Consider the following 13779-nt stretch of genomic DNA (forward strand, 5'->3'; position numbering starts at 1 on the left):
ATGGTTACTTTTGCGCTCCATCAAAAGTGACCCGCCGTAAGGGCGGAACCATAATTCCAGAACACCTAAATAACGGATATGTACTCAAAAACCCAACGCGCGAAAGCGCAAAAACCTACCCCTGATCCCGATTCTTGCGAAACGCCCACCGCCCCGCTATCACCGTAAACGTCGCCACCAGCGCCACCAACACCCAGAACCCCTCCGGATCGCTCGCCAGCGGAATCCCACCTACATTCATCCCGAAGAAACCCGCGACAATATTGATTGGCAGCGCTAGCACAGTCACCACCGTCAGCGTAAACAGCGTCCGGCTGCTCTGCTCGTTAAGATTCGCGGCGATTTCCTCCTGCAGCAACTTGATGCGCTCACCCAACGCCACCAAATCGCTGATCACCAGTGCCGATTCCTCCGTCGATTGCCGCAATTCCTTGACGTCCGCTTCCAGCAACCAGTCAGGCGGGCGATGCAGCAGACGCATCAGCGAACCCGGCTCCAGCGCCAACAGACGTTGCAGACGCACCAACACCCGACGCATGGCCCCCAACTCCGAACGGTTATTGCTCAAGCGTTGCGACAGCAACTGGTCTTCGATCTTGTCGACACTCAGGCTGGTCTTGCGCAGAAACTGCGTCAGCACCTCACCCTGATCGCGCAGCAGATGCACCAGTAATTCCAGCGGCGAACGAAACCGCTCGCCACGCTTGACCGACGAACGCAGCTTGTCCACTGAACGCAAAGGATGCAGTCGGGCCGTGATGAGGAGGTTGTGATGAGTGCAGACCCACAAAGTCGAAATGTCAGTCGACAACATGTTGAAGTCGAAGACCACGTCGTTGACCACCGCCAGCAGCGCAGAGTCCACATGCTCGATGCGAGTCGAACGCGACCCTTCATGCAAGGCTTCGAAGAATTCCTCTGGCAGGCGCAGGTTGGTTTTCATCCAGCGTTCGCACGCCGCATGGGCCAGATTCAGGTGCAGCCAGATGAACTCACCCCCGCTGTCGCTGGAGTGCAGGCAGTGCAGAGCCGCAGCAGAACCGATTTCCCGGCCGCTTTCACCGGGTTTGAAACTGAAGCCATAAAGCAGGCCGAACAGGTCTGAATCCTGGTGGTTCTGCACGATGCTTTGGTTCATGGATGCTCGCTGGCCGTGATGCGCCGGGTCCGTGGCAAAGGGACGAAGTGCGCATCATGGCAAGCTGTTGTTGCAGATTTGTTGCATTATCGATTCATTCCCGTGGGACCGGCTTTAGCCGGGAAGGCGATATTTCTAACGATACAAATGCATCGCCTGTACCGAACTCTTCCCGGCTGAAGCCGGTCCCACGACGTTAAACCATCGCCAACGGCAATTTACGGCTAGGCACCGGCCAGGCTCTGTCGATGTCGGCGAGGTCTTGCGGCGTCAGGACCAGCTCAGCCGCAGCGGCGTTGAGCTCGATGTGTTTGGGCGTGACTGCCTTGGGGATCGCGATCATGTTGCTCTGACGCAATACCCACGCGAGGCTGATCTGCGCCGGGGTCGCGTTGTGCCGTGCAGCGATTTCGTGCAGTGCGGGGTGATGCAGCAGGTTACCAGCCTGCCCCTGACCAATCGGGCAGTACGCCATGGTCGGCAAATTGTTGGCCTGTGCCCAAGGCAGCAGGTCGAACTCGATGGCACGGTCTTCCGGGTTGTACAGAATCTGGTTGGTGGCGCAGGCCGGATTGTTCAGTTCCAGCAGGTCAGGCACGTCGAAGTTCGATACACCCCAGCGGCCGATCTTGCCCTCTTCACGCAAACGTTCAAAGGCTTCAACGGTTTCTTCCAGCGGGTAGGAGCCCGGCCAGTGCAGCAGGTAAAGATCGATGTAATCGGTTTTCATCCGCTTGAGGCTGCGTTCGCAGGCAGCGGGAATTCCCGCGCGGCTGGCGTTGTGCGGGTAAACCTTGCTGACCACGAACACGCGGTCGCGCTGCCCGGCAATGGCCTCACCAACGATTTGTTCGGCGATGCCGTCGGCATACATTTCAGCGGTGTCGATCAGGTTCATGCCCAGCTCAATGCCCTGACACAGTGCGCGGATCTCGGCCGAGCGCAGGTCCTGGCGCTCGCCCATGTGCCAGGTGCCCTGGCCAATAACCGGAACCTGTTTGCCCGCTAATTCGAGAGTGCGCATGAGGAAAGCCTGCAAGTCAGTTAAATGATGAGGAGTGAGGCAGTGGAACCGGGAAAGGGTTCACTGCGATGAGCAAAAACCGGGCCTGAGGCCTGGAAGGTCCATGCATTCTTTAAATCAAACGCGACCTCCTGTGGGAGCCGGGCTTGCCCGCGATACATGAGACGCGGTTTGAAGACACACCACGTTATCGTTTATCGCGGGCGAGCCCGGCTCCCACACGGGATTGCATTCCAAATCAAGAGAGCTATTGGTGCATGCCGATCATCTGAAAACGCCGACTATTACCGGGATCATTGATCTGTGTAGCAACCCGGTAACATTTTGTAATGAATATGGGCAAATCCATTCTTCAACAGGATCAAGCACCATGGCAACCAGTACCTTGGCACCGGATTCCTTCGAGCAGGCCAGCAACTCAAGGCCGCAGCTACACCGCAAGCCCAGCACACTGACGATGGTGATTTTCTTCGCCATTCTTGCCACCGGCTTGTTGTTCACCGCTTATAGCTTGAAGCAGGACGTGGACGACATGGGCACCGTGGTGACCACCTGGACGCCATTTCTGTTGTTAGGCGTGGCCTTGCTGATTGCCTTGGGTTTCGAGTTCGTCAACGGTTTCCACGACACCGCCAACGCTGTCGCTACGGTGATTTACACCCACTCTTTGCCGCCAGGTTTTGCGGTTGCCTGGTCAGGGCTGTTCAACTTTCTCGGCGTGCTTTTTTCCAGCGGAGCGGTGGCGTTTGCGATCATCGCCTTGCTGCCGGTCGAGCTGATCTTGCAGGTCGGCTCCGGCGCTGGCTTCGCGATGATTTTTGCCCTGCTGATCGCCGCGATCATCTGGAACCTGGGTACGTGGTGGCTGGGGCTGCCCGCCTCGTCTTCGCACACTCTGATCGGCTCGATCATCGGCGTGGGCATCGCCAATGCCTTGATGCACGGTCGCGATGGCACCAGCGGTGTTGACTGGTCCCAAGCGACAAAAATCGGTTACTCGTTGCTGCTGTCTCCCTTGGTCGGGTTCGGTTTTGCCGCGCTGTTACTGCTGGCGATGCGTATGTTCATCAAGAATCGCGCGCTGTACAAAGCACCTGAAGGCAACGCTCCACCGCCGTGGTGGATTCGCGGCATGCTGATCGTGACGTGCACCGGCGTTTCGTTCGCCCACGGCTCCAACGACGGCCAGAAAGGTATGGGCTTGATCATGCTGATTCTGGTCGGCACCTTGCCGATGGCCTATGCACTGAATCGCACCATGCCCGCCGACCAGTCCATCCAGTTTGCTGCCGTTGCTGAAGTCACCCAACAGGCGCTAACCCGCAACGCCCCGCTGCCCGCCCCTGCTGACCCACGCCAGACGCTGTCGCAGTACCTGGTCAGCAAACAGGAAACGCCTGAGCTGATTCCGGCACTGGCGGTCATGGCAGGCAAGATAGGTATTCAGGTCAAAGGCTACGGCTCGCTGTCGAAAGTCCCCGCCGAAGCAGTGGCCAACGTGCGGAACGACATGTACCTGACGTCGGAAACCATCCGCCTGATGGAGAAAAACAAGGTCGGCAACTTCGACGCTGATACTCAGGACAAGCTCAAGCTGTTCAAGGACCAGATCGACAGCGCCACACGCTTCATTCCTACCTGGGTCAAGATCGCGGTCGCCATCGCATTGGGCCTCGGCACCCTGGTGGGCTGGCGGCGCATCGTGGTCACCGTCGGCGAGAAGATCGGCAAGACCCACATGACCTACGCCCAAGGCGCTTCGGCGGAAGTGGTGGCCATGATGACCATCGGCGCTGCAGATATGTATGGCCTGCCGGTATCGACCACACACGTATTGTCGTCGGGTGTCGCGGGCTCAATGGTCGCCAACGGCTCGGGCCTGCAATTGCGGACGTTGCGTAATCTGGCCCTGGCCTGGGTGTTGACCCTGCCTGCTGCGATTTTGCTATCGGGGTCGCTGTACTGGGTGTTCACTCAAATCTTCTGATGAGCGTGCGCTGGCAATAAGTGCTCAATGAGAAAATCGATCAAGGCGCGCAATTTCGGGGATGCGTGCTGACTGGCGGGCCAGAGCATCCAGAGGGTGCCGCGACCGAGGGTGTAGTCTTCCAGCACAACTTGCAGTTCGCCGCTTTGCAACGCGTCATTGACGACAAAATCTGCAAGGTAGGCGATCCCCATTCCCTGTCTGGCCATGTAATACAGGGAATGGGTGGTGGTGCAGGTAGCGGCTTTTTTCAGGCCCTGAATAGGCAAGCCGTCAACACTGCGCAATGGCCAGGGCTCGATTTTGCCGGTGGCGGGAAACTTGTGCAGCAGACCGACATGCCCGGCCAAGTCGCCGGGCGTGGAAGGCACGCCATAGCGTTGCAAGTAATCCGGCGACGCAACCAGCATCAGGCGAAAGTCCCCAAGGTGCCGCGAAGTCAGTCGCGAGTCCTGCAGCGTGCCGGTACGAATCACCGCATCGAAACCCTCCTCAATGATGTCCACCATGCGATCCGACAGATCGATATCCAGCTCGATGTCCGGGTAGCGGCGCATGAACGCGGTCAATACCGGCATCATCAAACCGTCTTGCAACGGCACGCTGATATGCAGTTTGCCTCTGGGCTCGGCAGTGAAATGCGACAGTTCAAGTTCCGCTGCTTCGACTTCTCCCAGTATTCGCCGACACCGCTCAAGAAACAGTGAGCCTTCGGCTGTCAGGGTGATGCTGCGTGTGCTGCGATGAAACAGGCGAACGCCTAGACGCTGCTCAAGCCGAGCAATGCTCTTGCCAACCGCAGAGGAGGAAACCTCCAGCGTGCGGGCCGCAACGGTGAAGCTGCGCGTCTGTGCGACCTGCACGAAGATTGCGATACCACTGAGACTGTCCAGATTGTTTTCCTCTTGAAGCTTGAAGACGGTGACCCAGCGCAGCAGACACGAAATCTGTAGGAGCGCACGAGCACCGCGAGGCCGCGATGGCGGTGTATCAGACAGAGCGCTATCGCGGCCTCGCGATGCTCGTGCGCTCCTACAGGGAATAGGCCTAACTCCACGATTCCCGCCTATCGATTACGGACACATCTGTCCGCTATAAGCGGAACCTTAGCCTGTTTTTCCGCCAACCACAGCCAACTAATCTAGCCCGCTTTCGAACAGGGCTCATGGCTATGACTGACAAAACGCTGGACCTTATTGAAAGATCAACCGCAGAGCGGCTGCCGTGGACGGCGTTGCTGGCCTTGGCCATGGCGGGTTTTCTGACCATTCTCACTGAGGCGTTGCCTGCAGGACTCCTGCCGTTGATGAGTGCAGACCTGCACGTATCGCCCACTTTGGTGGGGCAATTGATCACCGTATACGCCGTGGGCTCGCTACTGGCGGCCATTCCTCTAACGGCCCTGACCCGCAACTGGCGTCGTCGGCCATTGCTGTTGATTGCCATCGGCGGTTTTGCCGTGGTCAACAGCATCACTGCGCTCTCGGATGACTACGGGCTGACGCTGGGGTCGCGGTTTTTTGCTGGGGTTTTCGCAGGCTTGCTCTGGTCGCTGCTGGCCGGCTACGCCAGTCGCCTGGTGCCTGAACATTTACGTGGGCGCGCTATTGCGGTGGCCATGGTGGGAACGCCGTTGGCGCTGTCCATCGGCATTCCGGCCGGGACGCTACTGGGTTCAGTCATCGGTTGGCGCTGGGCCTTCGCAATCATGAGCGTGTTGAGTCTGATCCTGGTGATCTGGGCCCGTCTGAGCCTGGCTGACTTCCCTGGCCAGACCCAGCAGCAACGCCTGTCGATCCGTCAGGTGTTCGTACTGCCCGGTATTCGTCCAGTGTTGTTCACCACCCTGACCTTCGTTCTGGCGCACAACATTCTCTACACCTACATCGCTCCGTTACTGGAACCCGCCGGTTTATCCGGGCAGATCGACCGCGTGTTGCTGGCTTTTGGCGTAGCGGCGCTGGGGGGCATCTGGATGGTAGGCGTATTGATTGATCGCTGGCTTCGTGAACTGGTGTTGTCCAGCATCGCGCTGTTCCTGCTCACCTCCATCGCTTGGGCAATTAGCGGTGAAAGTAGTCAGCTGATTTATCTATACGTCATCGTTTGGGGGGTGGCATTCGGAGGTGCAGCGACCTTGTTTCAGACCGCGTCGGCGATCACCGGCGGTGCCGCCGCCGATGTCAGCCAATCGATGATCGTCACTGTATGGAATCTGGGTATTGCCGGTGGCGGACTGGCCGGCGGCTTACTGCTGCAAAGCTTTGGCGTGCAGTCCTTCAACTGGCTGGTTTGCCTGCTATTGATCGGCGCACTGCTGATCAGCGCCAGCACCCATCGCGCTGGCTTCCCCTCTTCCAGACAGAATTAGGCGTGCAAGGTGAACAACGCCACTTCGGGTGCAACACTCACCCAATGCTGACTCACTGACCAACCCGCAGCGGCGGCCAGCGCGGTGAATGACTCCACGGTGAACTTGTGGGAGTTCTCCGTGTGCAGCCGCTCGCCCACGCCGAAGTGGAAGGTGTGTCCCGCCACCGAGGCCACTTGCTCCACACGACTGACCAGATGCATTTCCATGCGCAGGTCCTCGGCATTCCACAACGCCAGATGCTCGAAGTCATCGACGTTGAAGGTGCCGTCCAGTTCGCGGTTGATTCGGGTCAACAGGTTTTTATTGAAGCGTGCAGTGACACCTTGAGCATCGTCATAGGCCGCGACCAAAGTGTCCGGTTCTTTGACCAGATCCACGCCAACAATAAAGTGAGCGTTTTCACCCAGCAGGCTATGGGCAGAACGCAGGAACTTAACCGCTTGCTCGGGGGTGAAGTTGCCAATGGTAGAGCCGGGGAAGAAACCGACCCGAGGCAAACCATCTGCGGCCCTTGGCAATTTCAAGGCACGGGTGAAATCGTCGACTTGCGGCGCCACCGTCAGATGCGGGTATTTATTACTGAGCTGATGCGCCGCCCGATTCAAGGCATTGGCGCTGATATCGATGGGTACGTAAACGGCGATCTGCGGTGCAGCGTCCAGCAGCAGACACGTCTTCTCACTGGCGCCACTGCCGAACTCTACCAAAGCAGCACCTTGCGGAATCAGCCCGGCCATTTGCGCGGCGACGTCGGTCAGCAGCCGGGTTTCGACACGTGTAGGATAGTATTCCGGCGTCTCGCAGATAGCCTCGAACAGCTGCGAGCCCGCTGCATCGTAAAAGTATTTGGGCGAGAGGTTTTTCACCGGAGAAGAAAGCCCGCCAATCACATCACGCGCGAACTCGCTGTCGTGGGGGTTAACCACACCCGGCTGCCGACTGTCTCTGGCCAGACGCAGGCCGGAAACCACCCAGCGCTTTTCCGGATGGAAGAAGTTGCGATAGGTCGCCCGGGAATGGCTCGGCGACGTTACGCTCGCCCCGCCGCGCAGCACCATCTGGTTGATCATGAACTTGCCGTTGTATTCGCCCACCGCGCTGGCTGCCGGACGGAATCCCGGGTAGGCGCTGTAGGAGCTTTGGGTCCACTGCCAGGCAACGTCATCGACCTGCTCCAGCAAACCGGCCACAACCGCCGCCTCCCATTCAGCTTCAGTAGGCAATCGTGCATCAGCCCAATGCGCATAGGCTGCTGCTTCGTAGTAGCTGATGTGGGTGACAGGTGCGTCCGGATCAATTGGCTCAAGGCCGCGCAACGTCATGCACCGCCACCCATGAGTTTCATCGTGCTGCCAGTACATCGGCGCGTTCCAGGCGTTTTCCTGGACGATCGTCCAGCCCTCGGACAACCATAGCCCGGCCTGACTGTAGCCACCCGCATTGATGAACTTCAGCCACTCGCCATTAGTGACCAATCGATCACTGATTTCGAACGACTGTAAGTACGTGGTGTGGCGCGGGCCTTCGTTGTCGAAAGCGAAGTCGGCGCCTTGATGGCCGATCTCGGTCAGTCCGCCCTTGAGCGGTTTGTAGCGGCCACGTCGACCAGCCGCATCTTTGGGCCAGGCGGTGTCGTAAGCAGGCTTGAGGGACGACGTGCTGAACAGATGCAGGATGTCCATCAGCAGCAATTCCTGATGCTGCTCTTCATGGGCCAGGCCCAGTTCGATCAGGCTGCTCAAAGCCTGGGGCAGCGGCTGTTGCAGCAGGCGGGCCATGTGCTGATCGACATGTTCGCGATAGGCCATGACCTGATCAACCCCCGGACGAGTCATCAAACCGCGTTGCGGACGGGGATGGCGCGGGCCGACGGCTTCGTAATAAGAGTTGAAGAGGTAACCGAAAACCGGATCGAAGGGCTCGTAGCCCGGGACGTTTTCGCTAAGCAGAAAGGTTTCGAAGAACCATGTGGTGTGCGCCATGTGCCATTTTGCCGGGCTGGCATCGGGCATGGACTGGACCACCATGTCTTCGGCGCTCAGCGGCGCGGCCAGACTTTGGGTTCGGCTGCGCACATTCTGGTAGCGCTTAAGCAATTCGTTGGCAGCAGGAATCTGGCGAGGCTCGCGTGAGGGGCTGATCATCAGTGTGCATCTCCGGCGTTGCCGCGGCCTGTTTGTTCAGGAAGTGCGGCGTCGAGCGTTTGTTTAGTTGCAACCGGTGAAAACGGACACGAGTCCACTGGCCACCTGCTCCCGCCCAAAAGGACTGCCTCAGCCATGCTGCACCTGTGTCACAAAGGTCACCCGCTCGGGGTAAAACGCTACGTGATTCTTGAGCTGCGCCACGGCGCGATATGGATGCTCATAAGTCCAGACCGCGTTCGGGATGCGTAGCCCATGGATATCCAGGCTGAAATAATTGGCGTCGCCTTTGTACGGGCAGTGGGTTTGATGTTCGGTTCTAACGTAATGTTCAATCCGTATATCCGAACGGGGTATGTAGATAACGGGCGGGTATTTGGCTTCCTCGAGCAACAGTGCGTGCTCGCTGCGGGCGAGCAGCGTGTCTTTGAACAGCACGCTGACCGTGCCCTTGCAGGAAGTGACGGTAATGGGGTGGTCGTAGTCGGGGGTTTTCATGGTGCAGACCCTTTCACAGACAGCGTTGATTTGTATTTATGGCAGACCTCTTTGGAATCTACGCAATGAATGTGTCGCGCCGTAATCAGTGTAGCCACCCTCGACCAACCGACTTGTACAGCTGCAAACTGAACGTTTTCGGCAAGCTTGCATCCGAACACTCTATGCTGTGCACACAGATTTCCGAGGTTTAGTAATGAATGATTTATCCCGCCTGCTCGAGGCTTTGTCCCTTGCTCATACTGATGGGCAGGACGCGGTCATGGCGACGGTGGTCAAGGTCGAGGGTTCGGCTTATCGACGCCCCGGCGCGCGGATGGTGATTCCCCAGCTTGGCAGCGCCACTGGCACGGTCAGCGGCGGTTGCCTGGAAAGCGATGTCAGCAAAAAAGCCTGGTGGCTGACCGCCGCAGGCAAGCCGGTGCTCCGCACTTACAGCACAGGTGAAGATGACGATGAGCTGGAGGACGCGGAACTGAGCTTCGGGCTGGGCTGCAACGGTACGGTGCATATACTGTTCGAGCGAGTCAGTGCGCAGAGTCCATCGCTGGCAATCAACGTGTTGAAACAGGTGCAAGCCACCTCGCGCCCCGCTGCACTGGCGACGGTTATCAGCTCCGAAAGTGAACATCAGGTCGCAGTGGGTGAGCGGGTTGCGCTGTGGACAGACGGCGCGCTTGAACTGGAAATGCACGACCGACTGCTCAGCCAGGCCATCGCCGCCGACCTGCAAACCGTACTCACCGCCGAAAAGTCAGCCATTCGCAACTACGACGGTCACTCCGGATCGATTCAGGTGCTGCTTGAATTCATCCCGGCACCGCGCCGATTGGTGATCTTTGGTGCGGGGCATGATGCCGTACCACTGGTTAACATGGCGCACCTGCAAGGCTGGCACACCACGGTGATCGACGCGCGCACGCACTTTGCCCGCCCGGAGCGTTTCCCCGAGGCCGATCAAGTCAACGCCCTGCCCTTGCAGCCTTTCGCCGGGATGCAAGCACTGGTCGACGATGCAGCCGTGGTGGTCATGACCCACAGCTACACTCAGGATCGCCATTGGCTCGGCCAGGTACTGACGTTGAATCCGCGCTACATCGGCCAGCTTGGCCCACGCAGCAGGACCGAACGACTGCTGGACGAAATGAGCAGCGAGATGCGTCAACTGCCAGCTTTTGCGACGCTGCATTACCCGGTAGGTCTGGATCTGGGTGGCGATACTCCGGCAAGCGTTGCGCTGTCGATCCTGGCGGAAATCAATGCGGTGCTCAATCAGCGTAACGGCGGGATGCTCAAGCATCGCGAAGCGAGCATTCATGCGGCGGATGTGATGATGGCGGGTGAGATGGGGCTGCTCAAGAGTGGGTCTTAGGGGCGAATGAAACATTAAACGTTACAGATATGTAGGAGCTCACGAGCACCGCGAGGCAGCGATTGCGTACTGCCTGATACACCGCCATCGCAGCCTCGCGGTGCTCGTGCGCTCCTACATAAAAGTATTAAAAATCAGTTTGTTATATTTTTTGATGAGAGCAGCAGGATTAATTTCAGGCCCTGCTCCCACGTGTTGACCCCGATAAAAACCCAGACTTGCCACAAGGCTATACCGGCTCATGAGCAGTAAATACACCCAACGCGACTGGGCTCCCCATGAACGGCCGACCATGCCGGGTTCGCCGTCCACACCGTTGCATTCCACGCGCAAACGATGGGCCTTCGCACTGGTCGGGGTGATTGTCGCGCTGACCGGTGGACTGGGTAATGCCTTGGTTGTTGCCAACCTGCCCTATCTGCAGGGCTCATTGGGTGCGACGACTGCCGAGGTGGCCTGGCTACCCGCCGCTTACGTCATGACCAACGTGTCGATGAATCTGGTGCTGGTCAAGTTTCGTCAGCAATTCGGTTTAAGAACCTTTACCGAGCTGTTTCTGGTGCTCTATGCGCTGGTGACCTTCGCCCACCTGTTCGTCAATGACTTGAATTCAGCGATCGCCGTGCGTGCAGCCCACGGAATGGTCGGCGCCGCCCTGTCGACCCTGGGCCTGTATTACATGATTCAGGCCTTCCCGCAGAAATGGCGACTGAAAGCGCTGGTGCTCGGCCTGGGCACAGCGCAACTGGCCATTCCCATGGCCCGGCTGGTTTCCGAAGACCTGCTGCAAATCGCCGAGTGGCGTGGCCTTTATCTATTCGAGCTGGGGATGGCGCTCCTTTCACTTGGCTGCGTGCTACTGCTCAAGCTGCCGCCGGGGGATCGCTTCAAGGCGTTCGAAAAACTCGATTTCCTGACTTTCGGTCTGCTTTCCACCGGTTTTGCCCTGCTCTGCGCCGTGCTTTCTCTGGGGCGCATCGAATGGTGGCTGGAAAAACCCTGGATCGGTCTCGCATCGGCCGCGTCGATCGCTCTTATTTGCGCCGGACTGGCCATCGAACATAACCGCAAGAACCCGCTGTTGATCACCCGCTGGCTGGGCAGCGGTGCAATCTGGCGCCTGGGGCTGGCGGTCATTCTGTTTCGGGTCGTCCTGTCGGAGCAGTCAGTTGGCGCGGTCGGCTTCCTGCAAGCCCTGAACATGGGCTCACAACAACTGCACTCGCTGTACGCCGTGATGTTGCTGGGCAGTGTCGCGGGGCTGGCAGTCAGTGCGTTGACGATCAACCCGCAGCACCTGATCAAACCCCTGCTGATCTCACTGGCAATGATCGCGATCGGAGCCTGGATGGACAGCGGCTCGACCAACGTTACCCGGCAGTCAAACATGTACTTGAGCCAATTCCTGCTGGCCTTCGGCGGGACATTTTTCCTGGGCCCGACGCTGGTGATGGGCATCAGTAGCGTGATTGCCAACCCACGCAATATGGTCAGCTTTTCAGTCCTGTTCGGTATCACCCAAAACCTCGGCGGGCTGATCGGCTCGGCAGTGTTTGGCACATTCCAGATTGTGCGCGAGAAATATCACTCAAGCGTTCTGGTCGAGCACCTGACATTGATTAATCCTCAGGTTCAGGCCCGCCTGCAAAGCTCCAGCGCCAGCTACGCTTCAGCCATTGCAGATCCATCGACGCGCACTAATCTGGGGATACGCGCCATCGCCAATACTGCGACCCGGGAGGCCAATATTCTGGCCTACAACGATGTGTTCATGCTGATCGCGCTGGTTGCCGTCCTGACCATGGTCTGGATTTCCATTCGCGTGACCTGGCTGAGAATGACTACAAAACCGCTTGCAGCGACAGCGCCTGCAACGGTGAACTCTACTTCCGTTAACTCCAGCGGCGCCCAACCTTCATGAATGACACGACCAAGCCTCCTGCATCGCCCGAAGCAGGGCCGAATTCGACAACTGAACAACCCGCATCATCAGGGCCGCCGCCACCTCCGGCAGCCGCACCGGCCAGCAGTGAACCGCGCTCGTCCCGCACCCGAATCATTTCCTCGGTGATCTTTGCCAGCATTGCGCTGATCGGCATTTTGATCGTGCTCTATGCCTGGCAATTGCCGCCGTTCAGCAGCCCCATCGAAAGCACTGAAAACGCGTTGGTCAGGGGCCAGACCACGATCATTGGCCCGCAATTGAGCGGCTATGTTTACGAAGTCCCGGTGCAGGATTTCCAGTTCGTCAAGAAGGGCGACCTGCTGGTGCGTCTGGATGACCGGATCTACCGCCAGCATCTGGATCAGTCATTGGCGCAACTGGGCATTCAGAAAGCTTCACTGGCCAACAACCTGCAACAGCGAAAGAGCGCCGAAGCGACCATTGCACAGCGCAAGGCTGCCTTGGAAAACAGCATCGCTCAGGGTCGAAAATCGGCGGCCGACCTGCGTCGTAATCAGGCGCTGGTCACCGATGGTTCCGTGTCGAAAAGTGAACTGGACGTCAGCCGCGCGGCCGATGCGCAGGCCACGGCGGCAATAGCTGAAGCCCGCGCTGCGCTGGATATTGCCAAGGAAGACCTGCAAACCGTGATCGTCAATCGCGGTTCTCTGGAGGCGTCGGTTGCCAATGCCGAAGCGGCTATCGAGCTGGCACGCATTGACCTGAGCAATACGCGGGTTCTGGCTCCGCGTGACGGCCAGTTGGGGCAGATTGGCGTGCGTCTGGGGGCGTACGTGAACTCTGGCGCGCAGTTGATGGCTCTTGTACCCGACCGGCTTTGGGTCGTCGCCAATATGAAAGAAACGCAGATGGTTAATGTGCGTCTTGGTCAGCCAGTCACTTTTACTGTGGATGCGCTGGGTCATGAAAAAATGCACGGCCGCGTGCAGCGGATTTCCCCTGCTACGGGCTCGGAGTTCAGCTTGCTACCGGCTGACAACGCCACCGGTAACTTTGTGAAGATTTCTCAGCGGATTCCGGTGCGGATTATTGTTGAACCCAACCAGCCTCTGGCGAAGCGTTTGCGGCCGGGGATGTCGGTGGTGGTCAGTATTGATACGAGTCAGGACGGCGAGGTGCCAGCGGATCCGGGTGGTGATTGAGGGTGCTCATTTTTTCGTGCAGATGTTTTTGTGTACATATCCGTCTCTGCCGTGAAGGCTGACATTGGTTGCGCTTTTACAGCGCGTCACTTTTGATAGAGCCCAAAAGTAACCAAAAGGCTCTTGCCCCACCA

Annotated in this window: 10 protein-coding genes; 5 read left to right on the top strand and 5 right to left on the bottom strand. The window is 58.4% G+C overall.

What is annotated here, in order from left to right:
- Nucleotides 1-115: 115 nt before the first annotated feature.
- Together AUC60_RS13305 and AUC60_RS13310 are read right to left on the bottom strand one after the other, a co-directional pair.
- Entirely contained in the window at nucleotides 116-1138 is a 1023-nt protein-coding gene (locus tag AUC60_RS13305) for a transporter (RefSeq protein WP_087267867.1), read from the bottom strand.
- A gap of 196 nt (nucleotides 1139-1334) precedes the next feature.
- Nucleotides 1335-2162, bottom strand: a complete 828-nt coding sequence (locus AUC60_RS13310) for an aldo/keto reductase (RefSeq protein WP_087267870.1) — start codon at nucleotides 2160-2162, stop codon at nucleotides 1335-1337.
- A 370-nt stretch (nucleotides 2163-2532) separates the two neighbouring features.
- On the opposite strand from AUC60_RS13310, the gene AUC60_RS13315 reads away from it, so the two are divergent.
- Nucleotides 2533-4149 carry an inorganic phosphate transporter gene (locus tag AUC60_RS13315; RefSeq protein WP_087267873.1) on the top strand — a complete coding sequence of 539 codons (1617 nt, stop codon included), beginning with the start codon at nucleotides 2533-2535 and terminating at the stop codon, nucleotides 4147-4149.
- On the opposite strand, the gene AUC60_RS13320 is transcribed toward AUC60_RS13315, so the two are convergent.
- A complete protein-coding gene (locus tag AUC60_RS13320; RefSeq protein WP_087267875.1) occupies nucleotides 4137-5042 on the bottom strand; it encodes a LysR family transcriptional regulator in 906 nt (301 codons plus the stop codon). The genes AUC60_RS13315 and AUC60_RS13320 overlap by 13 nt on opposite strands.
- Nucleotides 5043-5314: 272 nt before the next feature.
- Between AUC60_RS13320 and AUC60_RS13325 the strand changes: the two genes are divergently transcribed.
- On the top strand, nucleotides 5315-6520 hold the full coding sequence (locus tag AUC60_RS13325; protein ID WP_405624529.1) for an MFS transporter: 1206 nt from the start codon (nucleotides 5315-5317) through the stop codon (nucleotides 6518-6520).
- Here the strand turns inward: AUC60_RS13325 and egtB are convergent.
- The gene (egtB, locus tag AUC60_RS13330) at nucleotides 6517-8667 is read right to left on the bottom strand and encodes an ergothioneine biosynthesis protein EgtB (protein WP_087267881.1); all 2151 of its coding nucleotides are present in this window, start codon (nucleotides 8665-8667) and stop codon (nucleotides 6517-6519) included. The two genes, AUC60_RS13325 and egtB, sit on opposite strands and share 4 nt — an antisense overlap.
- A gap of 129 nt (nucleotides 8668-8796) precedes the next feature.
- The gene (locus AUC60_RS13335; protein ID WP_087267884.1) at nucleotides 8797-9165 is read right to left on the bottom strand and encodes a DUF427 domain-containing protein; all 369 of its coding nucleotides are present in this window, start codon (nucleotides 9163-9165) and stop codon (nucleotides 8797-8799) included.
- Between the two features lie 196 nt (nucleotides 9166-9361).
- Here AUC60_RS13335 and AUC60_RS13340 point away from each other — a divergent pair, with 196 nt between their 5' ends.
- The 3 genes from AUC60_RS13340 to AUC60_RS13350 all read left to right on the top strand — a co-directional run bounded on the left by AUC60_RS13340 (nucleotide 9362) and on the right by AUC60_RS13350 (nucleotide 13645).
- Nucleotides 9362-10537, top strand: a complete 1176-nt coding sequence (locus tag AUC60_RS13340; RefSeq protein ID WP_087267886.1) for an XdhC family protein — start codon at nucleotides 9362-9364, stop codon at nucleotides 10535-10537.
- 241 nt (nucleotides 10538-10778) lie between these two features.
- Nucleotides 10779-12458 carry an MFS transporter gene (locus AUC60_RS13345; RefSeq protein ID WP_167384346.1) on the top strand — a complete coding sequence of 560 codons (1680 nt, stop codon included), beginning with the start codon at nucleotides 10779-10781 and terminating at the stop codon, nucleotides 12456-12458.
- Nucleotides 12455-13645, top strand: coding sequence for an HlyD family secretion protein (locus AUC60_RS13350; RefSeq protein ID WP_087267891.1), 1191 nt, complete (start codon nucleotides 12455-12457; stop codon nucleotides 13643-13645). Before AUC60_RS13345 ends, AUC60_RS13350 begins: the two co-directional genes overlap by 4 nt.
- Nucleotides 13646-13779: the final 134 nt, after the last annotated feature.

Origin of the sequence: Pseudomonas caspiana, from assembly GCF_002158995.1 — a bacterium.
GTDB lineage: Bacteria > Pseudomonadota > Gammaproteobacteria > Pseudomonadales > Pseudomonadaceae > Aquipseudomonas > Aquipseudomonas caspiana.